Consider the following 24,369-nt stretch of genomic DNA (forward strand, 5'->3'; position numbering starts at 1 on the left):
TCGGCGAACCGACCATAGGACGGCCTCGCCACCGATGCCAGCCGTGGCCGCATGGGCATACTTGTCCGGTGGCGGACACGCGCAACGAGGTGAGCGGGGTGGTGGTCGGCACCGTCGTGCAGGCCAGGACCGTCACGTTCGCCGGTCAGGCGCATCCGGCGGGGCCGGTGTGGATGGTGCCGGAGCCTGCCAGGGAACTCGTCGAGCGGGCCGAGGCCGCCGAGCGGCTGACCGCGTCCATACTGGCCGGTGACGCCACCATCGGCGTCGTCGCCGGAGGCGGTTTCGGCAAGACGACCCTGGTCGCGCAGGTCTGTCGCCGGGTGCGGGACGCGTTCCCCGGCGGCGTGTTGTGGGTGACGCTGGGCGAGCAGGTGCCGGATCCCGTGCTGGCGGACAAGATCAACGACCTCAGCGAGCTGCTGAGCGGGAGCCGCCCCACGCTCGTCGACCCGGCGGCCGCCGCGCACCGGCTGGCCGGACTGCTCGGTGACCGCGAGCGGACGCTGCTGGTGGTCGACGACGTGTGGACGGCCGGCGGGCTGTCCCCGTTCCTCCTGGCCGGTGTCCAGATCGTGGCGACGACCCGATCCCGTGGCACCCTGCCCGCGACCGTGCGGGCCGTGACCGTGGAACCGTTGAGCCCGGGCGAAAGCCGGTCGCTGCTGGCCCTCGGCCTGCCCGGGCTGACCAGGACCGAGCGGCTGCTCCGGCTCACCGGCCGGTGGGCACTTTTGCTCGCGCTGGTCAACGCCGCCCTCCGGCAGGCCGTCGCCGAGGGCACGGCCCCGGACGCGGCAGCGGACCTGGTGGCCGGACAGCTGTCGCTCGACGGTCCCGGCAGCCTCGACCTCGACAGCGCCGACCGCAGGGACCACGCCGTCCGCGCGACCGTCGAGGCGAGTATCCGGCGCCTGGAACCGGTGGGGCGCACCCGGTTCCTGGAGCTGGGAGTGTTCCCCGAGGACGTCGACGTTCCCGTGGCGGTGGTGCATCTCCTGTGGCGCGCGGCCGGGCTGGCACCAGCGGCGTGCCGTCGGCTGACCCGGCAGCTCGTCGACCTGTCGCTGGCCGAGGTCCGCGACGAAACGATGCGGCTGCACGACGTGCTGCGCACCTACCTGCGCCAGACGCTCGGTCAAGACGAGCTGGCCGACGTCAGCGGCAGACTGGCCGACGCACTGCGCGCGGAGGCGCCGGCCGACTGGGCCACGGCCAGGCCGTACACCCTCAGGCACCTGGCGGGGCACGCGGCCGACGCGGGCAGGCTCGACCCACTGCTGACCGACGCGGGGTTCCTGCTCGCCGCAGAGCAGTCCGGGCTCCTGCCCTGCCTGTCTCAGGCGAAGAGCGAGCAGGCCCGGACGGCTGGCCTCGCCTATCAGCGGGCCGCGCACCACCTGCGCGACCAGCCCCCGGGAGAACGGCCCGCCTACCTGGAACTCACGGCACGTCAGACCGGTGCGGCCACCCTCACCGAAGCGGCGGGCAGGCTCGCCGTGAACTCGCCGTGGCGATGCACCTGGACCGACTGGCACACCGAGCCGCCGCACCACATCCTGACCCGGCACAACGCCAAGGTCATCGACGTCGCGCCGGTCCCGTTCGCCGACGGCCGGGTGCTGGTGTTCAGCCTCGACGTCGGCCACCACGTCCGGATCGTCGAGGCGCACAGCAACCAGCGTGCCGACTCGCCGTGGCCACTGCCGGAACTGGTGGAGGCGCTGGCATGCGTCCCGCTCACCGGCGGCGGTCACGTCTTCCTGGCCGGCACCATGACCGGGGAGATCCGGGCCTGGGACGTCGACAGCGGAGAACCCGTGAGCTGGGAGCTGCCGCCGCTCCCCGTCGATCCTGTCGAAACCGTCGATCCATGGGACGCGTCGGCGGCACGCGAACGCTCCGAGGATCTCCCGGCGGCGCCGGAGCCGTCCGAGCCCGACGATCCCGAGCCGGGGACGGAGGACTACGTCGAAGACCTGCTCGCGCTCGAACCGGCCGGACCGGACATCGATTGGTACGCCTACTGGAACGACTACCGCGAGGACATCCTGCCCGGGGTGCACCGGATCCTGTGGACCCCGGCGCCCGGCGGGCCGGTGGTCGCGATCGTGCGTGCGCACCGGCTGGTCCATCTGGTCGCGTCGACGGTGTCCTATCAGGACGTCTCGGTGTGGGCGATCGACACCGCGACGGGCCGCAGGATCCGCACGCCGTGGCCCGGAACGGCGGACCGGTTCGCGCTCGACCTACAGTCCACTTCGGACAGAGGAGACCATCGGGCGACGGTGTCGGGAGCGGGCTGGACACATTCCTGGGACGTGATCAGCGGGAAAGTGCTGGAGGACGACCGCGGGTGCTCCGCGCGATCCTCGGTCGCCACCTGGCTTCCGGACGGGAGCGAGGTCAGCTGCTACGGCGGTGGCAGCATGTGGATCACCGCCACCCCGGACGACCGCGTGGGCACCCTCGTGCACGCGCATTCGGGCCCGATCCAGGCCGTGGCGACGACCACGCTGCCCGACGGCCGCGTCGTGGTCGTGACCGGCGGGTTCGACGACCGCACGGTGCGGCTGTGGGACGTGCGCGAGCTGCTCGGCGGAGAGCCGGCCACACCTACCGGCGTCGGGCACCTGGCGGTCGCCGGCGGGCTCCTGGTGACCGGGCACGCGGGCCCGGTCCTGCGGGTGTGGTCGGAGGGACGGCCGGTTCGCGAAGTGGTGCTGGACGCGCGGCCGACGGCACTGATCGCGGCGCCGGACGACCGGGACGGCCCGCGGGTGGTGTGCGACACCGCCCAGGGACCACCAACGCTGGTCGATCCGGCCACCGGGGAGCGCACCGCCTGCCCGGCGGCCGTCACGGGCCGGGCACTCGCCTGCACCAGCACGGACGGGCAACGGGTGCTGCTCACCGACGACGAGGGCACCGTCCGCGCCTGGGACCTGGCCGACGGCGCCCAGCTCTGGCAGCTGCCGTCGCGGGAACCGACGGCCATGAGCACTTCCGACGGGCACTTCGTCGTCAACGACGGCGCCACCGGCCGCCTGAGCATCCACGACCCGAGGACCGGGCAGCCGGGCCCGTCGATCACCTTCTGGCCGGGAAGGTCGATCATGGTCGGCGTGCTGCCGGGCACGGACGTGACCGGGGACGAGCCGCTCGTGGTGTTCCACGACGCCTTCCTGCACGCCTGGGCGCCGGGGGCGAAGAAGCATCTGGCGGCGAAGTCGTTGCATGACAAGGTGTACGACACCACTTTCCGGCGGCGGCCGAACCACGGCGGCGCCATCATCGCCAACGACACCGCGCTTCTGCGGCTCTCCGGCGGCGTGGCCGCCGCCGCCCTCGGCGGCCGCGTCCTGCGGCTCGCCCGCCTCGTTCCCACCCCGGAACCGAAACGATCGGAGCGGCTCGCCCACCCCTGCGAGTGGGAAATCCTGTGCGACGTCGATCTCGATACCGAGGTGACGGCACTGGCCGTCGATCACGACGGCACCCTCGTGGTCGGCACCGCACGCGGCATCGCGCGACTCCGCCTGGCGAACGTGCGACCGGAAGCCCGCCCTGCCGGGTAGCCCGGCGACCAGCCCCGAAGAGTCCATTGTGGACTCCGATAGCGCCTCGACTCGGCCGCGTACCGGGCCGGAGCCATCGGGACGCGAAGGGACTTCCGCTTGTGGCAATTGCCGCTTCCGGAAGCCCGCTGGGGTTTGGCCACCCGCCACGGCTTGTTACGTTCGGTCACAGCGCGCGCTGTCCAACCCATGCGACCCAGGGAGAGGTGAGCGGAATGAAGGAGTACGAGACCCCGACGCTGACGGAGGCCGGCGAGTTCGAAGAGGTCACCGGACTGCTGCAGTTCCACGGCAACGACCGGCTGATCCTCAGCAAGAACTGAGTACGCCGAACGTCGATGCCTGAGGCATTGGGCATGCTGGGTCACGGCGAGGAGTACTTCGCGGTCTTTCCCGACCACGAGGCGGGCCTTGCCGTGGCCCCGCGGTTTCGCGCGCAGGGGTCCCGGACGCTGCCCCACGTCTCGGGACGGCCGTGGCTGACCGGCCGGTGGCGCGACGGCGGGATCGTCGCCGTCCGAGCAGGGGAAACGCTGCTGGCGGTGATCGGCTGCTGCCCGGTCACGGCAGACGAACTGACAGCCGAGGCCGGGCGCGTCCGTGATCCCGCCCAGCTCGATGCCCTGGCCCGTAAGCTCCCGGGCAGCTTCCACCTGGTCGCCGCCGTGCGCGGCCGGTGCCGGGTCCAGGGCACCGCGTCCGGTCTGCGGCTGGTCCATCACGCGAAAATCGGCGGAATCGCGGTCGCCGCGGACCGCGCCGACATTCTCGCCGAGGTCACCGGGGCGGACCTCGACGAGCAGACCGTGTCGGTGCGGCTGCTCTTCCCCGTGCCGCATCCCTTGCTGCACAAGCCTTTGTGGCACGGCATCGACGGCGTGCGCCCCGGGGACGCACTGGTGCTCGAACCCGACGGCCACACGAGGACGGCGACCTGGTGGCGGCCACCGCGCCCGGTCCGCGGCCTCGCCGAGGGCGCACCGCTGGTCAGGGAAGCACTCACCGCCGCGGTGGACGCCCGTACCCGGGGCGGCGGGACTGTCGCGTGTGATCTGTCCGGTGGCCTGGATTCGACGTCGGTGACCTTCCTCGCCGCGCGCGGCGACGCTCGCGTGATCGCGAGTACCTGGCCGGGCATCGACCCCGCGGACGACGACCTCGGCTGGGCGAAGCGGGCGGCCGCTCATCTGCCCGAGGTCGAGCACCTGGTGTGGGACGCGGGGAAATCGCCGCTGGTCTACGAGAAGCTGCTGGAAATCGACGACCCGCTGGACGAGCCCAGCATCGGCATGATGGACAGGGCGCGGCTGCTCAGCGATCTGGAACCGCTGGCGGCCAAGGGAAGCCGGGTCCGGCTCACCGGCATCGGCGGGGACCACGTCGCCTGGTGTTCCGAGGCGCACTACCACACGGTGCTCCGGCGGCGGCCGCTGTTCGCGCTCCGGCAGCTGCGGGGTTTCCGTGCCCTGTTCACCTGGCCGTTCGGGGACATGGTGCGGGCGCTCGCCGATTCGCGGTCGTACCGCAGGTGGCTCGCCGACACCGCGGACGACCTGTCCGCGCCGAAGACCGCGCCGGTGACCGCGGCGCTGGGCTGGGGCTGCCCGCCGCGGCTGTTCGACTGGGTGACTCCGGAGGCGAGACAGCTCGCCGCGGCGGCCATCCGCGAGGCGGCGAGGTCGGCGGAACCGCTCGGCGCCACCCGAGGGGAACACACCGACCTCGACCAGATCCGGGCCTGCTCGCGGATCATCCGGCAGTGGGAGCAGATGAGCGCGCGGGCCGGGCTGCCGATCCAGTCGCCGTATCTCGACGACCGGGTGATCGAGGCGTGCCTGGCGATCAGGCCGGCGGACCGGGTGACGCCGTGGGCCTACAAACCGGTGCTGACCGAGGCGATGCGGGGCGTGGTGCCCGCCGAATGTCTCGCCAGGACCAGCAAGGCGCAGGCCTCGATGGACGCGGCGGCCGGGCTCCGGGAGAACCGGGGCGATCTGGCCCGGCTCTGGGACGACCCGCTGCTGGCGCGGCTCGGTCTCGTCGACCGGGATCGCTTGCGCGCCTTGGCTTCCCGCCCGGACACGCCGGGACTGCGCGAGGCCGTCCTCTACTCGACCATCGGCTGCGAGGTCTGGCTGCGCACCCTTTCGAAGTAGTCCCGATTTTCCAGGAGGAGAGATGGGCCTCACGTTACGCGCCGAAGTGTCCGTTGTGGACACCGACTACGGAAGTGTGCTGCTCGACGAGCGCGCGGGCCGGTATTTCCAGCTCAACCCGACCGGAAAGCTCGTGGTCGGCGCGTTGCTCGAAGGCCGGAGCGCCGAGCAGGCCGCCGAGGCGCTCGCCGGCGAGTACCGCGTGTCGAAGGAGCAGGCGGAGCGGGACGTGACGGCGCTGGTGGCGGGCCTGCGTTCGGCAGGGCTGGTGACACCGTGACCACGCCGAGCGCGCTCGGCCGCCCGCTGCCCGTCCCGCTCGGGCGCCGGTCTTCCGCCCGCCTCGCGGTCGTGCTGGCCAAGCTGATCGCGAAGCTGCCACCCCGGCGGATCAAGGCCCTGTTGCGCGTGCTCCGTCGTGGCGCCCGCCCGGCCTCGTACGAGCAGGCGAAGTCCGCGCGGGACGCCGTCCTCGCGGTCAGCCTGACCTGCCGGGGCCCGCAGGGCTGCCTGCCGAGGTCGCTCGCCGCCGCCGTCCTGTGCCGGTTCGGCGGTACCTGGCCGACGTGGTGCGCCGGCGTCCGGATGAAGCCGCCGTTCGGCGCCCACGCCTGGATCGAGGCCGAAGACAGGCTCGTCGACGAAGGCGCGCCGTCCGGGTATTTCGGGCGGCTCCTCGCCGTCGGGCCGCCCGAATGACCGCTCGCGCCGGTTTCCGCGATCTGCTGCGGCTGACGGCGGGGCACCGGCGGGTACTGGCCTTCGCCATCGCGCTCACCGTCGCCGCCTCCGGTCTCGGCATGGTGCAGCCGTTGCTCGTCAGGAACGCCGTCGACACGGTCGGCACGCGGCCGCTGCCGTGGTGGCTGATCGCCGGGATCACCGCGCTCTTCCTGACTCAGGCCACAGTGGACGGTCTCGGCCTGTTCCTGCTGGAACGCTCGGGCGAGGGAGTCGTGCTCGGGGTCCGGCGCCGGCTGATCGCACGGCTGTTGCGGCTGCGGATGCGGGAATACGAGGACCACCGCCTCGGTGACCTCATCGCGAGGCTCAGCGTCGATACCACCGTACTGCGCGACGTCGTTTCCACGGCGTCCGTGCACCTCGTCTCCGGCGGGCTGACGGGAATCGGCACGGTGGTGCTCATGCTGCTGCTCGACCCCGTGTTGTTCCTGATCGTCGCCGCGACGGTGGCGGTGGCGGCCGTCATCGTGGTGTCGTTGCTCAGCAGGCTCCGCACCGCGGGCGAGCAGACGCAGCGCGGTGTCGGCGAGATGACCGCCGATCTCGAGCGCGCGCTGGGCGCGATCCGGACGGTCCGGGCGAGCAGGGCCGAAACCCGGGAGGAACGGCGGATCGCCGGGCGGGCCGAGTCGGCTTACGCCGCGGGCGTGCGCGCGGCCAGGCTGACCTCGGTGATGACCCCGGCCGTCGAACTGGCCATCCGCGGTTCGCTGCTGCTCGTGCTGCTGATCGGCGGGACGAGGGTGGCGGCGGACGCCACCTCGCTCGGGAACCTGGTGGCGTTCCTGCTGTACGCCACTTATCTGGTGGTCCCCCTCGTCTCGCTGTTGCAGGGCATCGGGCTGATCCAGCGGGGAATGGGCGCGATGCAGCGCGTGCACGAGGTGGCGGCGATTCCCGTCGAAAACGACGCCGGAGTCCGTGCTCCCGCGCCTCGCGCACCACACACCCCCGTCCTGGAATTCCGCGATGTCCGGTTCTCCTACGCCACGCGGCCGGTGCTGAACGGAGTGTCGTTCACCGTCGGCGCACGAGCGAATATCGCACTGGTGGGTAAGTCCGGCGCGGGCAAGTCGACAATTTTCTCACTGGTCGAGCGTTTTCACGAACCACTTTCCGGAAGCGTCCTGTTGAATGGTGTCGATGTCACACGCCTGCACCGCGACCACTGCCGTTCGCGTATCGCACTGGTGGATCAGAACGCGCCGATCCTGCACGGAACGTTGCGTGAGAATCTGACCTACGCGGCACCGGAGGCCGGCGACGCGGCGCTCGCCCGGGTTCTCGAACTGGTCTGCCTCACGGAGCTGGTCGACCGGTTGCCGGACGGGCTTGTCAGCCAGGTGGGTGAACGCGGCACCATGCTCTCGGGGGGCGAGCGACAGCGCGTCGCCATCGCACGCGCCCTCCTCACCCAGCCCGACCTGCTCTTACTCGACGAGCCGACGGCACACCTCGACGCGATCAACGAGCTGGCGCTGACCGAGGCTCTCGCACGGGTCGCCGGTGAATGCGCGCTGGTCGTCATCGCGCACCGGCTGTCCACCGTGCGCGGCGCCGACCACGTCATCGTGCTCGACGAGGGCAGGGTGGACAGCCACGGCAGCCATGCGGAACTCGTCGAAACCAGCGAACTTTACCGTCGGCTCATCACCAGTCAATTCGTCGAAGATCGCTTCGCCACGATGGCCCGATCGTCGGTATCCCATCCCCTGGATGGCCCTGGCGAACCGTCCGCGCACTGCTAAGAATTGATTCCGTTCCTCGTTCGCTGCGCTGTTCTGATGGGCCCGGTGGTAGTCGAATGTCGTTCAACCAGCTGACCGATGGCCAATGGGTCCGCCGAATGGAATTCGTCGAGATCCTGCACGACCGGACCGCGGTGCTGAGAAGAATCTGTCAGCTGGCCGAAATGGCGAAATTCGTGCACGGGGTTTTGTGCGGGGCGTGGGCGGACAAGTGCGATCCCGCGCTCCTCGAATGCCCCGCGGCGGGCAGCGGGCGACGCCGGCTGCTGGTCGACCCGAGACTCGTCGGCCTGGACCGGCTGCGCGGCCAGGCGTCCGGCCGGAGGACGGAGGTCAGGGTCCACGACGGCACGCTGCGGCACATGCTGATCTTCGGCACCCGGTTCGCGGTGCTGCCGCTCGACGAAGGCGATCTGGACGCCGGCGCCCTCGTGCTCCACACCCCGATCGCCGTCCTGTGCAACCAGCTGTTCGACCTGCTGTGGGCGAATTCCCGGCCACTCGACAGCGGCTTGCCCGCACGCGCCGGACTGTCCGTGCGCCAGCTCGGCGTCGCGGAGCTCCTGGTCGAGGGCGCGACGGATCACCAGGTGGCGAACCGGCTCGGGCTGAGCAGCCGCACGGTACGCACCGTGGTCGCGGAGCTGCAGCACCGTTTCGGCACGACGTCACGGATGGCGCTCGGGTTCCGGCTCGGCGCACAGGGCGTGCGCGGCACCGCGTCGGGGGCCGCCGCCGGTTGCGGGCCTCGATCGCTTCCCGGGTCGCCGGGGTGATCCGGGCCGGCGCCGCCGGAACCACTCCCACTCAGTGTCCTTTTCGGACGTCCGTTATGGACCTGCCGACGCTCAGTCGGCGGTTTCGAGCAGGATCTTCTGGGCACCGTCCTGCTTCTTCTGGAAGATTTCGTACGCCTTCGGCGCGTCCTCGAGGGGGAGCTTGTGCGTCGCGAACCCTTCCACGCCCAGCGGATCGTCGTCACCGGTGAGCGGCGGCAGGAGTTCGCCGGCCCAGTGCCGGACGTTCGCCTGTCCCCTACGCAGGTCGCTCGCCCACCGCGCCGACGAACTCGACCACATCACCACGGTCATCGAAACGCGGGACGGTGTGCAGGCCAGGGAGCTGACCTTCGCGCACACCGAGGCGGCACGGGAACTCGTCGTCGCGCGCCCGCCTGTCGAGGGCTGACGCTTCCGGGACGGGCTACACGCCGTGCTGCCGCCGCACCATCTCGGCGATCCAGACGGGCGCGAACGGCGACGTGCAGTTCGGCGGCGTCGGATAGTCCTTGAGCACCTCCAGGCGCTCGCCGATGTCGATCGCCCTGGCGCGGTGCCCGGCGTGCCCGATCCCGATCTGGGCCAGGCAGCTGTTCATCGCCCACTGCAGACGACCCGGGGCGTCCTTCAGCTCCGCCTCGATGACGTCGAGCAGTCCAGCGAGGTCGAGCCCCTCGGGCTGTTTCACCACGCGTTCGGTGGTCAGCGCCCATCCCGCGCTCGCGACGACCGGATCCGGATCGGCGGACCAGGCCAGGCGCAGCTCTTCGGCGTGCGGGCTCTTCTTCACCACGTAGTTCACGAGCCAGTCGTGCACCTTGGGGACGCATGCCTCGCGCACCATGCCGTCCAGCTCGGCACGCTCGAACGCCTTCGGGCGGCAGATCAGCGTCGCCAGCAGGCGCGCCGCGGCGTCACCGGTCCCCCACAACTCGCGGGCGAGTTCCTGCCGCGTTTTCAGCCGCTTCGCGAGGGCGCGCAGCTTGCCGAGGTTCACCCCGTGCTCGTCACCGTGTTTCTCGTTCACCTCGCGGATCTTCGGGTCCTCGAGCGCGGCCAGCTCGGCCAGCACCTCGGCCACCGTCGTGTCGGTCACTCGGCCTCCTGTCCATCCCCGTGCGGGCCCCAGCCTACGAGCCGGGCACGGTGATCAGCCGGAGGTGCGCAGCGTCGTCAGGAAGTCGTGGGCGAGCTGGTGGAGCTTGACGTTGTGGTGCTGCGACTGCTCGACCAGCCGCGCGAAGGCCTCGTCGCCGGTGCAGCCGTGGATGGCCATGAGCGCGCCCTTGGCCTGCTCGATCCCGGCGCGGGTGGTCATGGCCTGTTCGAGCTGCGTGATGGTCCGGCGTGCCTCGTACCAGCGACCGGCGCAGTCGATGACCGCGGTGGCGGCGGTGGTGAACAGCCGCAGCAGCGTCTCGTCCAGGGGGTCGAACGCCTTCGTCGAGCGGCTGTAGACGTTCAACGCCCCCACCAGCCGCCCCTCACCAGGATTGCCGGAGTCGTCCAGCAACAGCGGGATCGACACGGACGTGGACATCCCCACCGCATCGGCAGCTTCGGAGAATTCCGGCCACTCGCGGCGCCGTTCGGCGATCACCGCGCGCACCGGCTGGCGATCACGGGCCGCGTCCAGACAGGGTCCCCGATCGGCGGCGTACTGCTTGCCGTCCAACTCGGCGATGGACGGATCGGTGGCTGCCAAGGTCCGGGGCCCCGCCGAGGTGAGCGAGGTGATGGACACGGCGTCGGCCTCGACGATCAGCTGCGCGGCGAAGGAGACATTGTGCTCCAGCAGCGCCTCCAGATGGCGTTCCTCGGCCAGCACGACACGCAGATCCGCGAGCGCCTCGTTGGCGACGTCGAGATGGTTCAGCGCGTCCGTCCCGGCGTCCATGACGCGACCTCCGCTGTCCTCAGCCGACGTTCCGCGGCCGGGCCTCCGCCGGCGGGACCTCGGGGTCCTCGGGTTCCTCGCCGCTCGAATACAGGTGCCTGTTGACCCGCCGCTTCAGGTCGTCGAAGTGCGCGAAGAGGGCGGCCAACGGCCGGTCGTCGTCCTCTTCGGCGCTCCCGGCGTCTTCAGGTCGGTCGGGATGCCACGTCTGGCCGTATGTCGCGGTCATCGTCGTTCACCCCTTCTGACTCGCACGTGCCGAACCACGACGGCGTACAGAGAGAGGTTTCCCTTTTCGGCGCCGAAGGAAACGTTCGTGGTGTGTCTCACAGCGGACGCCGGGGCCCGCTCAGCTGTCGTAGTACGACGAAGGCGGTCCCGGCTGGTCCCAGCGGCGGGTCGGTGCCTGGTCCGCCGCGGGGCCGCGGTAGCGCGTCCGCGCGCTCGCCGCCATGCTGCTCACGATCACCGCGATCGCCAGCCCGAGCACCAGGTTGATCAGCGCCGTCGCCACCTTCGCGCTGATGTTCACGGTCAGCGTCAGCGGCAGCACCACCGCGATCGCGGTCACCAGCACCATGATCCACCCGAAGAACTGCCCCGGCGACGGCGTCGCCACGCTCAGCAGGTGCATCAGCCCGGTGGCGAGCAGGGCGACGATCGCGGCCACCACGGCGTAGGTGGTCGTGCTCGCGTTGCCCCAGATGCCGTCGCCCTTCGGCGCGAGCACCTCCACCGCGAAGATCCCCCTGGCGATCAGCAGCCCGACGATGGCGATCAACGCCGCCACCACAGCGGTGGCGACACCGCCCGCCCACAGCCGGGCCGCGTCCACGCCGGGCCGGTCCTGGCGGGTGTTACGCGGGTAGTCGGACATCTGCGGTCCTTCCGTCGCTCGCGGGTCTCCGGTCCCGATTGTCGCGCGATCGGCCGTATCGCGCCCGATACCGCGACGGCGGTGACGCAAATGCACCACGTCCGTGGGACTCAGGGCTCTATCAGGTCAGCGGGACACAGCGGGACGCTGATGTCTGCCACCCTCCCCCGGCATCCCGTGGCGATCCAGGGGGCACACCCGTGAGCGCGCGCCGGGTGTGCCGTCGCCCACCGGCGTGGGCGTGCTCCACCTGGCCGGGCACACCCACGCCGGTTCCGGAACCCGTATCGATGCCTCCGACACTCATGAGGCCGGTTCCCCGGTTTTCCGCGCGTCAAAGGCGGCGAATCGCTCCACGAGCCCCTTGGGCGCGTCCGGGGCGAAGATCATTTCAAGTCCCTCGGCGGACTCCCGCGCGGAAGCCGCGGAGCGAGGGAACAGCTCGGCTTCGTAAGCAGTGAGGGCGGCTTCGACGTCGTCGCGATGGGCGACGATCGCGAGCGCGAGTTCCGCCCCGTCGAGCATGGCCAGGTTCGCTCCCTCGCCCGCGAACGGGGACATGAGATGTGCGGCGTCGCCGAGCAGGGTCACGCCGGGGACGCGGCCCCAGGAGTGCCCGACGGGCAAGGCGTTGATACGGCGGGGGATGAGGGCGGTGTCGGCGTTCGCGACGAGGCCGCGCAGCGCGTCATCCCATCCGTCGAGAAGATTCAGGACGGCTGCTTTCGCGGCCGGCGTGTCGGTGAAGTCGATGGTGTCGATCCACGACTCGTCGCAGCGGTAGCCGAAGTAGACGTGCAGGCTGCCGTCGGTCTCCTTGTGGCCGAGGACGCCGACGTCGCCGCCGAGCGCGAAGAGCGCGCCGTCACCCATCGCCGCCGCCTCGGCCGGGTGCTTGTCGACGGCGTCGAAGAGGTCGGTCTCGATGAAGGAGATGCCGGTGTAGGCCGGCCTCGCTTCGGAGACGAGGGGGCGCACGCGGGACCAAGCGCCGTCGGCACCGATCATGAGATCGGTCGTGAAGGAGCCGCCGTCGGCGAGCGTGACTTCGTGCCGCCCGGGGTGACCGTCGACGGCATGGACGCCGGTGACCTTGCTCCCCCACCGCACGGTGCCTTCGGGCAGCGCGTCCAGCAGCATGTCCCGCAGGGTGCCGCGGTCGATTTCGGGCCGTGTGAGCTCGCCGTCGTCGGCTTCGTTCCGCAACACGGTGCCCTGCTTGTCGAGCACGCGCATGGCCTCGCCGCCCTGGTGGTACTTCCGCAGGAACTCGTCGAACAACCCGGCCGCGTGCAGGGCTTTCTGCCCACTGTCCTCGTGGATGTCGAGCATGCCGCCCTGGGTACGGCCGTGCCGCCCGGCCTCGAGTTCGAAGACGACCGGCTCGACGCCGTTGACGTGGAGCACGCGCGCGGCGGTCAGCCCGCCGAGGCCGCCTCCGACGATTGCGATCGGATAGTGGGATGTGGTGTGCATGAGTTCGTCTGCTTTCTCTTCGGTGTCGGCTGGGCGGGACGGCATCGGAGTCCACAAAGGACAGGCCGCCTCATTCGGTGGCGAGCGCGACGATTCCGGCGATCTGCGCTTTGAGGTACCAGCTCCACCGCTCGCCGGGCGTGCCGCCGAGTACCGCTTCGGCATGCCGCGCGAGCAGTGGCGCGCGGTCCGCGCTCGCGGCACGGACCGCGTCGGCGAGAGCACGTTGCTTGGCCGGACCGTCCGTGTCCGCGTCGGCGTCCCCGTCCTCGGGGACGGCGTGTTCGGCCGCGCTCGCGGTCGCGGTCAACAGCAGCAGGTCGACCCCGATACCGGCCTGGCCCGGTTCGGCCCCGCCCTCGACGAGCAGGCCCATCATGCGGTCGTACAGCGTCAGCAGATGGGGGCCGGACGGCCGGATCACCAACGCCGACCGGGCGAGCCCCGGTTGCGCGGCCAGGATGTCGCGATAGTCCGTGACGAGGCGTTCCAGCCGCTCCTGCCAGGTCCCCCCGGCCGGCATCCGCACGCCGCCCAGTAGCTCGTCGATGACCGCGGCGTGCAGCTCCGCCGTGTTCCGGACGTAGACGTAGAGCGAGGCCGGGCCCGTGTCGAGTTCCTTCGCGACACGGCGCATCGTCGCCTTCCGCAGCCCCTCGCGGCGCATGATGCCGATCGTCACGTCGATGATCCACTGCCGGGACAGCGGCGGTTTGGCGGGGCGCTCCCGCCTGCTTCGAGGTTCCATCCCCGCCTCCTTCCTTGCGAACACGTTCGTCACGAACATGTTCGTTCAACTCGAGACTACCCCGCCCGCCGGTCGCTGTCCACACCGCCGTCGCCGCCCGTCGCACCGTCCACAGAGGACAGCGTTCGGCGGCGCGGCGGTAGCGGATACTGCGACCGGCGGGTTGCGGGTGCCGAACCCGTACCGGGAAACTGGGATGAAGCGCCGGAAATCCCTTGGGGCGGAAGAACTGTCGCCTCGGCACGGGCGCTCGCCGAAGAATCGGCCCGTTCGACCCACAGCGGTGTTCTCGTCGTTTCCCGATGCGCGAAAGAGGTGATCACCGTGACAGCGACGGCACGGTTGGCGGCCGCGGCGGCGGTGTGCGCGGCGACCGTGTTCCTGCCCACCGGCGCGACCGCGACGGCACCCGGCACGCCGCCGCCCTGCGCGGTGGGGACCGACGTGGTCACCGCCGACGGCCCGGTGTGCGGGGTGAGCGGCAACGGCGTGACCTCGTGGCTCGGCATCCGCTACGCCGCGCCGCCGACCGGCGAACTGCGCTGGCGCGCCCCGCGTCCGGTCGCCCCGTGGACGGAACCCTTCCCGGCCACCACACCGGGCAACCTCTGTCCGCAACCCGCCCGGCAAGGACCGCGGCAGACCAACGAGGACTGCCTGAACCTCGACGTCCGCGTCCCCCGCGACGCCGGGCCGGGCCCGCTCCCGGTCATGGTGCAGATCCACGGCGGCGGTTTCCTGCTCTTCGGCCCGCACGACGCCGGCCATCTCGCCGCGACCGGCCGGGTGATCAGCGTCGAGATCCACTACCGGCTGGGCATCATGGGCTTCTTCGCCGAGGAAGCCCTCGGCCCGCATTCCGGCAACTATGCCTTCCAGGACCAGCAGGCCGCGTTGCGCTGGGTACAGCGCAACATCGCCCGGTTCGGCGGGGACCCGCACAACGTGACCATCTACGGCGGGTCCGCGGGCGGATCGAGCGTCTGCGCGCAGACGGTCTCCCCCGGCGCCCGCGGCCTGTTCCACCGGGGAATCAGCCAGAGCGGGCAGTACAACTCCCTGTTCGGCCACGACACCACCTGGCAGGCACAGGACTGCAAGGCACGGTGGCCCACCGAATCCGAGGCCCAGCGGGCCGGCGCCCGGTTCACCGCCGCGGTCGGCTGCGCACAGGCCGCCGACGTCGCCCGCTGTCTGCGAGCCGTCCCCGTCGAGCGGTTGCTGGCGCAGGCCGGCGACGGGATGAAAGCCGACAGCGGCACGATCGCCCCCGTCGTCGACGGCGTCACGATCCCGCTCTCCCCCGCCGAAGCCTTCGAGGAGGGCGAGGTCAACCCAGTGCGCCTGATGATCGGCGTCGACCGCGACGACGTGCAGCTCCCGCTGCCCGACACGCCCCAGCAGTACGAAGAACTGGTCCGGCAGCAGTACGGTGAGCTGGCTCCGGCCGTGTTCGCCCGCTACCCGCTCGAACGATTCCCCGAGCCGTCGGCGTTTCTCGCCTACCGCACGATCGTGGCCGACTCGAACTCCGTCTGTCCCGCCCTGCGTACCGCCCGGCACCTGGCACGGCGGCTGACGGTCTACGCCTACCAGGTGGACGACACGGACTCGCCACCGGCGTGGTTCCTCGACCAGAGCAAACCCAACGGCGCCTTCCACGTTTCGGAGAACACGTTCCTCTACCTGCCCGCCAACGTCACCCTCACACCCAACCAGGCGGCCTACGGCAGGCAGATCGTCGCCCAATGGACCGGATTCGCCCGCACCGGCAACCCCACCGTCACCGGGACCCCACGCTGGATTCCTTACACCCCAACGGATCCAGCGGTCATGTCGCTTCAGCCCGCCGGGGACAGCGTGCTGACCCGCGAAATCGGCGACCAGCATCAGTGCGGGTTCTGGGATTCCGTCAGCCCGTCACCCCGCTGAGGTTCGGCCCGGCCCGATCGCGACAAGGGCGTCCCTGGGTGCGTTGAACGCACCGGGGGCGTCCCTCGGTGCGGTGGACGCACCCAGGGCGTCCCTCGGTTCCGGCGTAAGTCACGCCGCACAAGCCTGGAAGCCCTTGACGAGCACACCTCCTTCACAATAACGTTCCGATCCGAATCGGAACGTTATTGTGAAGGGAGTCGCTGTGCGAGCAGCGGTTGTGCAGACGTCCGGAGAGGTCCGTCTCGTCGACGTGCCGGAGCCCACGCCCGGCCCCGGACAGGTGCTCATCGAGGTCGAAGCGATCGGCGCGGGCTACGTCGACGTCATGGTCCGCCGGGGTGAGTACCCGGGCAGTACCGGCCCGGGTTCCGTGCCCGGGGCCGAAGTCGTCGGCCGTGTCCAGGACGCGGGACCCGGTGCACCGGGTGACCTGGTGGGGCAGCGAGTGCTGGCCATCCTCGGCGTCGGCGGCTACGCGGATTGGGTCGTCGCCGATGTCGGCCGCGTCCTGCCGGTGCCGCAAGACGCCGACGCCGTCGAGACGGTTGCACTGGGTGTGAACGCGCTCGTCGCCGGGATCGCGCTCCGCCGCGCGGGGATGACAGCGGGAGAACACGTGCTCGTTCGCGGCGCGAGCGGCGGAATCGGTGTACTGGCCACGCAGATCGCCCACGCTCGCGGTGCCGAGGTCACCGCGGTCACCTCCTCCCCTGCGCGCGGTAAGCGGCTTCGGGAGCTGGGTGCCGCGCGGATCGTGGACCGGACCAGCAGCGCTGCCCCGGATCAGACGTACGACGTGGTCGTCGACACGGTCGCGGGCCCGGATACGGCCAAACACCTCGAACTACTGCGCGACAACGGACGCCACGTGCTGTGCGGCGCCGCCGGTGGCCCTCCGGCGGAAGACGTCATCGCCACGCTGGTGCGCGATTTCCACAAGTCGCCGACGTTGCTGGGGCTCAGCCTGAACTCGGTGAAACCCGAGGAACTGCGCGAGTCGTGGCAGGAGGTCATGGCGTTGTGGAAGCAGGGACAGCTCTCGCCCGTGGTCCACCAGCGCCTCGAACTGAGTGACGCCGAACAAACCTTGAAACTACTCGAAAGCGGCGCACCGTTCGGCAAGGTGGTCATGCTGCCTCGGTAGGGTGAGCGCGGCAGGGAGGTGGAATGGCACGCCGACGTGACGAGCGCATCGACCACGCCGTGCTGGCGGCGGTGTCCGAGCTGCTCCGGGAGGTCGGCTACCCGGCGCTGACCATGGAGGCCATCGCCGCCCGCGCGGGCACCACCAAGCCCGCCATCCGGCGGCGCTGGAAGAGCCAGCAGCAGCTGGTCGTCGCGGCCATGGCGCGCGACCGCGTCGGCGTCGTGGAGATCGACACCGGCTGCGTGCACTGCGACATCGTCGGGCATCTGGAGGCTCTGCGCACCGGCCTGGCCGACCCCGCGCTCAGCCGCGTGCTCCCCGCCCTGCTGGCCGATCTGGCCGACGATCCCGAGCTGCGCGAGGAGTTCCTCACCGTTTTCTGGGAACCCCGCAGGCAGGCCTGCCTGGCTTCCCTGCGCGGCGCGCGGGAACGCGGCGAGCTGGAACAACTCGGCGACGCCGACCTCCTGACGGACCTGTTCGCCGCGCCCATCGTCTTCCGGGCGCTGTTCCACCACGCCGGGATGGGGCCCGACTTCGCCGAACTCGTCACCCGCGCGGTGCTCGCGGGGGTGGGCACCGCCAAGACGCCCCGCTGCGCACGTGCCGCCGGACACCCATCCCGCTGACCCCGCGACGCGCGAAATCCCGGACTCACCGCGAGCACCGAAACCGGCACGGCTCGCGAGAAGCCATGCCGGATCACGGTGTTCAGCCGACCGGTTTGAGGACGAAGCCCTCCTCTTCGTCGTCGTCCCGGCGAGCCGGGCGCGGCGAGGGACGGGCGGGACGCTCGGTTTCCTCAGCCACCGGTGGACGCGGCCGGTCGGTGACGCCGAGGAAATCCGCGATCGCCCCGGCGATCGCCGGGGTACTGCCCGCCTGGACCGCCCGCATTCCTGCCTTCAGGACGTCGTTGCCCGCTTCGGCGCTCAGCTCGGCGATCCGCGCGGCCAGCCGATCCGGGCCGAGGGCGATGCCCTGGTCGTCGATCTCCAGCCCGACCAGCTTGCCCTGGACGTCCACCGTCACCGAGACGCCGTCGCCCGAGGCCCGGCCGCGCAGTCCGGCCATGCCCTCGGCCAGCCCGAGCCGTTCGGGGATCTCCTCGGCGAGTTCGATCAGCTCGTCGACGGTCCGCTCGTCGTGCTCCATCAGAGCCTCCAGCTGTCGGGCGTGGTGCCTTCCGCGGCCTCGGACAGCGATTCGTCGCGGGTCAGCCCGAGCCGCGCGAGCTCGTCGTCGTCCAGGCCCGCGAACTCGCCGGACTGGACGGCCCGCCGGTCGGCCTGGGCCGCGGCCTCGCGCACGAGCGCGAGGATCGTCTCGGCGAGGCCGGTTCCCCTGGCGCGCAACGCTTCCGGCGTCAGATCCAGCGATTTCAACGCGCCGCCGGGCAGGACCTCCACCGAGACCCCGTCCCGCCGGGCGCTTCCGGTGACGTTCACTTCGGGTGCACCCCACCGTAGAAGAGGTGCGCGTCGCGCGGCAGCGTGTAGGTGTGGCGCATCACCTGGTCGCTCGAGTTGCCCTCGATCGTGGTGATCTTGTTGCCCTCGACCTTTTCGATGAGGCCGATGTGCCTGCTGCCGCCCCAGCTGGGCCCGGTGCCGAACAGGATCGCGTCACCCGGCCGCGCCTGCTTCGCCAGGTCGTGCCGGTTGTACGCGAGGTGGTGCCGCTCGCCCCACTTGTAGACGTCGCCGGTGAAGCCGTACTTCGGGATGTTCACCCCGGCCTCGCGCCACATCGAGGTGGCGAAGTAGGCGCACCACGGCTGGCCGGTCGGTCCCCATTTGTTCCGGTTGTTCGGGCCCTCGTGGTAGCCGAGGTTCTTCCTGGCGTGCTCCAGGATCTCGTGTGCCTTCCCGGACTCGCTCGGCTTGGTGCCGCCCTTGTGGTGCCCGTGCCCCGGCTTGTGGGGATGGTGCTCCTTTCCCTTGCCCGGCACCGGTTTGTGGTGCTCCTTGCCAGGGTCGGCGACCCCGTCGGAGTTCAGGTCCCGTTCCAGCGCCTTGAGCTTGCGCGCCGCCTCCTCCATCTCGGCGCGCGCGCCCTTGAGGTGTCCCGCGGACTCCTTGAGGTACTTGCCCGCGAGGTCGGTGACCTCGGCCAGCGCCCGGAGCATCGCGCCGGACGCCCCGAAGCCCGCGAGTGCCGCCCCCGCCTTGAGGAACGCCTCGGCCTTCCGGACGAACTCGTCGATCAGGGCGCTGGTCGCCCCGTGCCGTCCGGCGAGCGCCTCGGTGACCTCGGCGACGATCCGGGCGCCGCGCACGCTGGCTTCCGCGGTGGTGGTGAGGTCGTCGCCGAACTTCGCCGACTTGCCCTCGAACGCGGCCGCCGCCCTGCCGTCCCAGTGGGTCAGCAGCGCCTGGGCGTCCTTCCGCTGGGCGTCGTGCTGCGCCATGATGTCGCGCGCCGCCTTCTCCAGCGCGTGCTGCGCGGCCTGCGCCTCACCCGCCTTGCCGGACAGCTTTCCCTGGTGTGTCTTCATTTCGCCCGCGAGAAGCGTGGCGATCTGTCCCGTGTCCATGTGTGACTTCCCCCTAGCCCAGCACGCCCGTGATGTCGGCCGCCAGCTCGTTGTCGTTGGCGCGGTAGCTCTTCGCGGCGTGGGACGTTTCCGAGCCCAGCACCTGCGCGTTCCGCCCGGTCGCGGCGACCTGCTTTTCCAGCGACTTGCTGAACTGTCCCAGCGCGCCGGAGAACCCGGTCTCGACGCCGACGTGGCCGAAGCTGTCCTTCGCGATGGACGTCACCGCGTGCACCGTGCGCGAGCCCACCGACTTCAGCTCCGCCGCGATGTGATCCGCCTTCTTCGAGTAGGCGATGAGCTGCTCCGGATCCGTCTTGAAACCGCCGTGGCCCTTCCCCTTCGGAGGATGATGGACCGGCTTCTTGGGGTGGTGCGGTGGTTTTCCGTGGTGCTTCGAGACCTCTGCGGCGGCCTTGCGGGCGGCGGCGAGGTGTTTCTTGTACGCGCCGTTGGTGTAGGTCGACCACGGCCCGAAGTTCTTGCCGTGCCCCGCGATCGCGTACGCGGCCTTCGCGTTCTCGTCCGGGTCGAACAGCTCGGAGTTGGAGTGCAGATGGAACTGGTGGCGGCGGGCCGGGCCCATCGAGCCGAGCATGTTGATCTGCCACAGGCCGTAGGAGTTGTCCGGCGGTGTGCCGTTGTGCGCGTGCGGGTTCCCCCCGGACTCCGCCATCGCCACCGCGACCGCCGTCTCCAGCGCGTGACCGCGGAAGCCCGCCTTGTAGGCGTGTTCCGCGATCTGCGTCGCTGTCAGCGTGCTCATCTCTCCCCTTTCTCGAAAACGGACCAGGTCGAAGACTCGTAGTCCTCCGACGCGCCCGAGGTGCCTGGCGTTCCGGTTTCCCCTACCCGGTGGAGCAGTTCTTCGACGCGGTTCACCAGCCAGTGCCCGTTCGCGGGTGTCACCGTCACCCAGCGGGTCCCGGCGACGTCTTGAACCGTCGCGCCGTAGCGGCCCGCGCCGGTGTCGAACCAGCTCACGACCGGCGAACGGCCCGCGGGGCCGTTCGCGGCCAGCTGCCCGGAGACGTACCGCGGCGAATCGACCATTGTGGACAGTGCCCGCGTCGCGCGGCCGGTGATCCCGGCTCGCGCCAGCGTCCGCTCGAAGGCCGGATATCCCTTGTCGGCGAAGGCCCGCATGGCTTCCGAGTACGTCTCCCGGGGCAACCGGACGGGCTCGCCCGGCCCGGGATCGCAGTCGCCGACCACCCCGGCGACGACGTCGACGAGCTCGTCCGGCCACATCGGCCGCAACGCCAGCTCGTCGTCGTCGAGCGTCGCGAGCACACCCCGGCGCTTCCCTGCCGCCGCCAACATCCGCAGCGGTATTTCCCCGACGACGAGCGCGTCCACCGAGACGACCGGCCGGGCGAGCGAGTCGAGCAACTCGTCGACGCGGGGATCCACCCGGTCGTCCTCGTCGACCAGCCCGGCTTCGGCCAGGCCGTCGAACACCTGCCCGCCCAGCGCGTCGCGTTCGTCCATGGTGTAGCCGTGCGACCGCACCTCGAGCGGGTAAGGCTGCGGTCCCAGCCCGAGATCGGCCCACAACAGGTCGTATTCGAGGTGGGACAGCACGATGCCGTTCACCGACGGCAAGGTTCTCGCCACGTCAGTTCCCCCAGTGCCGGTTCACTCGCCGAGCACCGGTGGGTACGCGGGCGGCAGATCGTCGAGCAGGTCAAGGCCCCGTTGTTCGGCGTAACGGTTGGTGTGCTCATCGTCGTCCGAGCCGCCGGGCCGTCCGGCACCCATCCCGCCCGGATACATGCCCATCCCGCCGGGACCCGCACCGCGCGCGGCCACCGCGCCCCCTTGCGCGGCGCTCGCCGCGGCCGTCCCGAACCCGCTTCCGGAGGTGCTCCCCGCGCCGAGGGCCGAGCCACTGCCGACGCCACTCCCGGTACCGATGCCGCCGCCGGGAACCGAACCGATGGTGCTCCCGGACCCCGTCGTCCCGACCTCGCCGCCGGGAACCGAGACCGCCGAGGCGGCCACCGTGCCGTCGGGTGCGGTGCCACTGCCGCGGTCCGTGCCCTGCTCCGCGCCCTGGGCGGGCCCGCCGGGCCGTCCGGCCACCGGCTGCGGCGCGTCGGTGAAGTGCGGCAGCTTGTCGTGCACGTGCTTGCTGCCTGCCTCGTACCGTTCCATCACCCGCACGGCCTCGGCCTTGGCGTTCGACGCCTGGCGCTGGGTCGGGAGGCGATCGTCGAGCAGCTGGTCCGCGAGGATCGCCGCGCTCGGCCCGTTGCCCGCCTTGATGTCGTAGCCCTCACGGAAGTGGCGGACCTCCGAGTAGTACACCGGCTCGGGCATGTGGTTGCGCGCGTCGAGCAGGGCCGAGGTGTACTGGTCGAGGCCGTCGCCGACGTGCCGCATCGTGTCGCACGCGCCCGCTCCCCACTTCGTCAGCTTCGACGCCGACTCGGCGGCCGTCACGGCGGAGCCGCCCCGCCACGACATCAAGAGCTTCTGCACCGTCTGGTGCACGTTCGTGGTCACCGTGTCGACGCCGACCGCGAGCTGCGCCCAGCGGTACGCGGCCGTTCCCATCGTGGCCGGGTCGGAGGACTGCACCATGTCCCACAGCTGCTGGTGGTCGTAGGCCGCCCAGTTGATCTTGCCGAAGCTCCTGTCCTGCTGGTTCGCCCTCCTGGCGCGGTCGAGACGGCGGACGAGGCGGCGCTGCGACGCGGTCGGCTTGTGGTCCTGTGACCAGTAGCGGTGTTTGCGATGCGGGTTGTAGCGCGGGTTGTCGGTCATCGCTCAGACCCCCGAAGCGGCGTCGGAACCCGGGTGGAGCTTGGCAAGGCTTTCCCCCGCCTGCTCGTCGGCGCGCGCGTGACTGGCGCCCGCCTGCCGGATCGCGTCGCGCAGCGTGTCGAGTTCGTCGAGGTAGTCGCGCAGGGTGGCCTGCACGCCGGTGTCCGCCCCACCGCGCAGGCCGAACGCCCTGCGCAGGTGCGTCGCGACCGGACTGCCGCCGTCCCGCAACGGGGCTTCGAGCTCCTTCGCCTGGCTCAGCAGCTCGGACAGCTCGTCGTAGTGCCTGGCCAGAGCGGCTTCCGCCGCCGCGATCTGCGCGGGGTCCAGCTCGATCCGGCCGGCGTCGTCGGCGACCAGCGCCGCGTTCCCGGCGCCGCTCGGGTCGTGGACGCCCTCGGCGGACGCGACGTGGTGCGGCGTCCGTGGTTGCCTGCCCAGCTGCTTCAAGAGCCGACGGGCATCGTCCTTGTCCTGCAACCGGTGCGGATCCACACCGCCCACCTCCCCGTTCCCCAATCCGGGTCGCCCGGCGGGCACGGCGCCGCCGGGTCGCGCGACAGCATATATCGCCGAAATCACACTCGCGCCGCACTACGACGTCCCGCTTCCGCACTCGGTTCCCAGTCCGGCGACGGTCATCCGGTTTGCCGGTTTTTGTGGCCAGTGACTGATTTTTTGCTCCGGACGGACGCTTTCAGCGCGGCGGTCTTCGCGTCGATACCGCCCACAGCCGCCGTACGCGCGCGGCGAGTTCCGGGTTCCCCGTCCGGTGGGCGAAGTCGAGAATCTCGGTTCCCTTGCCCTTGCCGAGCTTGCCCCGGTGGCGGGCACGTTCGAGGTCGGCGAGGTGCAGGACCAGTTCGACCGAGTCGGGAGCACACACCGCCAGCCGCGCGACGCACTGCCCCGCCAGCTCACGGTTGCCCGTCTCCCTGGCACGCCACGCCAGGAGGAACCACGTCGCGGTCACCACGTCCTCCCGATGGAACAGGCCTTCGGCCGCGAGATGCTCGGCCAGCCGGAGACTGCGCCGCACCTCACCGCCGGCCGCGGCGGACCGCACCGCGCGGATCAGCTCCCTCGCCTGACCGTCCACGAACGGATCCTCGGACACCCGCATTCCCATCACCCTCCCCCGTCCGGCTCCCACGCGGCCGGACACACTCCCGTCCTAGAAGAGCATGAGGAGCAACGTCAGATACCACCAATGGAGTAGTCGATCTCCTCCGGAACGAGACCGGACGGCGCGACGAGCCGCTTGTTGTCCCGGTAAGCAGGTCACCAACAGGACAGCACGACGGAAATCTCTTGACTGCGCAAGAGGTCCGGAATATGGTCTAGACCACAGTCCCGCTCACCTCGTTCCCCGTCCCCACCGCCCGGCGGCCCATGCCGCCATTTCGGCATACCCACAGGGGAACGAATCTTCCCCGAAGGAGCCGGCATGAAAACGAATCGGAAACTGGTCGCCGCACTCGCCGGTGCGGCGGTCGCCCCTGTGCTCGTCGTCGCCGGACCAGCCGGTGTCGCGAGCGCGCACGGTTATGTGAACGCGCCCGCCAGCAGGCAGGCGCAGTGCGCGCAGAACGTGGTTCCCTGTGGTTCCATCAAGTACGAGCCGCAGAGCGTCGAAGGCCCCAAGGGGCTGCGCAGCTGCAACGGCGGCAACGCGGCGTTCGCCGAGCTCAACGACAACAACAAAGGCTGGCGCGCGACCTCGGTGGGCCGCACGGTGAACTTCACCTGGACCTTCACCGCCCGGCACCGCACCACCAACTACGAGTACTACATCGGCGGCGACAAGGTCGCCGACGTCAGCGGCAACAACCAGCAGCCGCCCGCCACCGTCACGCACTCGGTCAACCTGGGCAACCACACCGGGCGCCAGACCGTGCTGGCCATCTGGAACATCGCCGATACGGGAAACGCTTTCTACGCGTGCATCGACCTCCAGGTCGGCTGAATCGGATGTGCTG

At 70.8% G+C, this 24,369-nt stretch carries 25 protein-coding genes and 1 pseudogene; 11 read left to right on the forward strand and 15 right to left on the reverse strand.

Translation table 11 applies throughout. The features are described 5' to 3' along the window. Nucleotides 1-68: 68 nt before the first annotated feature. The 7 genes from ACFW0G_RS26955 to ACFW0G_RS26985 all read left to right on the forward strand — a co-directional run bounded on the left by ACFW0G_RS26955 (nt 69) and on the right by ACFW0G_RS26985 (nt 9,002). A complete protein-coding gene (locus ACFW0G_RS26955; RefSeq protein ID WP_378328186.1) occupies nt 69-3,578 on the forward strand; it encodes an NB-ARC domain-containing protein in 3,510 nt (1,169 codons plus the stop codon). Between the two features lie 215 nt (nt 3,579-3,793). Beyond that, nucleotides 3,794-3,901, forward strand: coding sequence for a keywimysin-related RiPP (locus ACFW0G_RS26960; protein WP_378328187.1), 108 nt, complete (start codon nt 3,794-3,796; stop codon nt 3,899-3,901). 15 nt (nt 3,902-3,916) lie between these two features. Beyond that, a complete protein-coding gene (locus ACFW0G_RS26965) occupies nt 3,917-5,734 on the forward strand; it encodes a lasso peptide isopeptide bond-forming cyclase (protein ID WP_378328188.1) in 1,818 nt (605 codons plus the stop codon). 22 nt (nt 5,735-5,756) lie between these two features. After that, a complete protein-coding gene (locus tag ACFW0G_RS26970; protein ID WP_378328189.1) occupies nt 5,757-6,014 on the forward strand; it encodes a lasso peptide biosynthesis PqqD family chaperone in 258 nt (85 codons plus the stop codon). Then, nucleotides 6,011-6,433 (forward strand): lasso peptide biosynthesis B2 protein, encoded by a 423-nt coding sequence (locus tag ACFW0G_RS26975; RefSeq protein WP_378328190.1) that lies wholly within the window; start codon nt 6,011-6,013, stop codon nt 6,431-6,433. The genes ACFW0G_RS26970 and ACFW0G_RS26975 overlap by 4 nt, the downstream gene beginning before the upstream one ends. Next, nucleotides 6,430-8,226: an ABC transporter ATP-binding protein gene (locus tag ACFW0G_RS26980; protein ID WP_378328191.1), complete on the forward strand. Its 1,797-nt coding sequence runs from the start codon at nt 6,430-6,432 to the stop codon at nt 8,224-8,226. Before ACFW0G_RS26975 ends, ACFW0G_RS26980 begins: the two co-directional genes overlap by 4 nt. A 56-nt stretch (nt 8,227-8,282) precedes the next feature. Next, on the forward strand, nt 8,283-9,002 hold the full coding sequence (locus ACFW0G_RS26985; protein ID WP_378328192.1) for a LuxR C-terminal-related transcriptional regulator: 720 nt from the start codon (nt 8,283-8,285) through the stop codon (nt 9,000-9,002). 72 nt (nt 9,003-9,074) lie between these two features. Here the strand turns inward: ACFW0G_RS26985 and ACFW0G_RS26990 are convergent. The 7 genes and pseudogenes from ACFW0G_RS26990 to ACFW0G_RS27020 form a co-directional block, all read right to left on the reverse strand. Then, a pseudogene (locus tag ACFW0G_RS26990) lies at nt 9,075-9,269 on the reverse strand (glutathione-dependent formaldehyde dehydrogenase); the annotation flags it as partial. 160 nt (nt 9,270-9,429) lie between these two features. Further along, nucleotides 9,430-10,101, reverse strand: a complete 672-nt coding sequence (locus ACFW0G_RS26995) for a DNA alkylation repair protein (protein ID WP_378328193.1) — start codon at nt 10,099-10,101, stop codon at nt 9,430-9,432. Between the two features lie 54 nt (nt 10,102-10,155). Then, nucleotides 10,156-10,902, reverse strand: a complete 747-nt coding sequence (locus tag ACFW0G_RS27000; RefSeq protein ID WP_378328194.1) for an ANTAR domain-containing protein — start codon at nt 10,900-10,902, stop codon at nt 10,156-10,158. A gap of 19 nt (nt 10,903-10,921) precedes the next feature. Further along, entirely contained in the window at nt 10,922-11,131 is a 210-nt protein-coding gene (locus ACFW0G_RS27005) for a hypothetical protein (protein ID WP_378328195.1), read from the reverse strand. Between the two features lie 120 nt (nt 11,132-11,251). Beyond that, nucleotides 11,252-11,779, reverse strand: a complete 528-nt coding sequence (locus tag ACFW0G_RS27010) for a DUF6069 family protein (RefSeq protein WP_378328196.1) — start codon at nt 11,777-11,779, stop codon at nt 11,252-11,254. A gap of 303 nt (nt 11,780-12,082) precedes the next feature. Then, entirely contained in the window at nt 12,083-13,255 is a 1,173-nt protein-coding gene (locus ACFW0G_RS27015) for an FAD-dependent oxidoreductase (protein WP_378328197.1), read from the reverse strand. Nucleotides 13,256-13,325: 70 nt separating this feature from the next. Continuing rightward, nucleotides 13,326-14,003, reverse strand: coding sequence for a TetR/AcrR family transcriptional regulator (locus tag ACFW0G_RS27020; protein WP_378328198.1), 678 nt, complete (start codon nt 14,001-14,003; stop codon nt 13,326-13,328). Nucleotides 14,004-14,327: 324 nt separating this feature from the next. Between ACFW0G_RS27020 and ACFW0G_RS27025 the strand changes: the two genes are divergently transcribed. From ACFW0G_RS27025 to ACFW0G_RS27035, 3 genes are all read left to right on the forward strand, one after another. Further along, nucleotides 14,328-15,935, forward strand: coding sequence for a carboxylesterase/lipase family protein (locus ACFW0G_RS27025; protein ID WP_378328199.1), 1,608 nt, complete (start codon nt 14,328-14,330; stop codon nt 15,933-15,935). 205 nt (nt 15,936-16,140) lie between these two features. After that, nucleotides 16,141-17,082: a zinc-binding alcohol dehydrogenase family protein gene (locus ACFW0G_RS27030; RefSeq protein ID WP_378328200.1), complete on the forward strand. Its 942-nt coding sequence runs from the start codon at nt 16,141-16,143 to the stop codon at nt 17,080-17,082. Between the two features lie 23 nt (nt 17,083-17,105). Then, the gene (locus ACFW0G_RS27035; protein ID WP_378328201.1) at nt 17,106-17,714 is read left to right on the forward strand and encodes a TetR/AcrR family transcriptional regulator; all 609 of its coding nucleotides are present in this window, start codon (nt 17,106-17,108) and stop codon (nt 17,712-17,714) included. A gap of 82 nt (nt 17,715-17,796) precedes the next feature. Here the strand turns inward: ACFW0G_RS27035 and ACFW0G_RS27040 are convergent, their stop codons facing one another. The 8 genes from ACFW0G_RS27040 to ACFW0G_RS27075 form a co-directional block, all read right to left on the reverse strand. Beyond that, nucleotides 17,797-18,240, reverse strand: coding sequence for a hypothetical protein (locus tag ACFW0G_RS27040; protein WP_378328202.1), 444 nt, complete (start codon nt 18,238-18,240; stop codon nt 17,797-17,799). After that, nucleotides 18,240-18,533 (reverse strand): YbaB/EbfC family nucleoid-associated protein, encoded by a 294-nt coding sequence (locus ACFW0G_RS27045; RefSeq protein WP_378328203.1) that lies wholly within the window; start codon nt 18,531-18,533, stop codon nt 18,240-18,242. Before ACFW0G_RS27045 ends, ACFW0G_RS27040 begins: the two co-directional genes overlap by 1 nt. Beyond that, nucleotides 18,530-19,621 carry a CHAP domain-containing protein gene (locus tag ACFW0G_RS27050; protein WP_378328204.1) on the reverse strand — a complete coding sequence of 364 codons (1,092 nt, stop codon included), beginning with the start codon at nt 19,619-19,621 and terminating at the stop codon, nt 18,530-18,532. Before ACFW0G_RS27050 ends, ACFW0G_RS27045 begins: the two co-directional genes overlap by 4 nt. A gap of 13 nt (nt 19,622-19,634) precedes the next feature. Further along, nucleotides 19,635-20,387, reverse strand: a complete 753-nt coding sequence (locus tag ACFW0G_RS27055; RefSeq protein ID WP_378328205.1) for a transglycosylase SLT domain-containing protein — start codon at nt 20,385-20,387, stop codon at nt 19,635-19,637. Then, nucleotides 20,384-21,238 carry an ESX secretion-associated protein EspG gene (locus tag ACFW0G_RS27060; RefSeq protein ID WP_378328206.1) on the reverse strand — a complete coding sequence of 285 codons (855 nt, stop codon included), beginning with the start codon at nt 21,236-21,238 and terminating at the stop codon, nt 20,384-20,386. The genes ACFW0G_RS27055 and ACFW0G_RS27060 overlap by 4 nt, the downstream gene beginning before the upstream one ends. A gap of 21 nt (nt 21,239-21,259) precedes the next feature. Continuing rightward, nucleotides 21,260-22,390: a PPE domain-containing protein gene (locus ACFW0G_RS27065; protein WP_378328207.1), complete on the reverse strand. Its 1,131-nt coding sequence runs from the start codon at nt 22,388-22,390 to the stop codon at nt 21,260-21,262. Nucleotides 22,391-22,393: 3 nt separating this feature from the next. Further along, nucleotides 22,394-22,885, reverse strand: coding sequence for a hypothetical protein (locus ACFW0G_RS27070; RefSeq protein WP_378328208.1), 492 nt, complete (start codon nt 22,883-22,885; stop codon nt 22,394-22,396). 202 nt (nt 22,886-23,087) lie between these two features. After that, on the reverse strand, nt 23,088-23,513 hold the full coding sequence (locus tag ACFW0G_RS27075) for a hypothetical protein (RefSeq protein WP_378328209.1): 426 nt from the start codon (nt 23,511-23,513) through the stop codon (nt 23,088-23,090). A 324-nt stretch (nt 23,514-23,837) separates the two neighbouring features. Between ACFW0G_RS27075 and ACFW0G_RS27080 the strand changes: the two genes are divergently transcribed. Next, entirely contained in the window at nt 23,838-24,356 is a 519-nt protein-coding gene (locus ACFW0G_RS27080; protein WP_378328210.1) for a lytic polysaccharide monooxygenase auxiliary activity family 9 protein, read from the forward strand. Nucleotides 24,357-24,369 lie beyond the last annotated feature (13 nt).

This window comes from Amycolatopsis sp. NPDC058986, from assembly GCF_042741125.1.
Lineage (GTDB): Bacteria > Actinomycetota > Actinomycetes > Mycobacteriales > Pseudonocardiaceae > Amycolatopsis.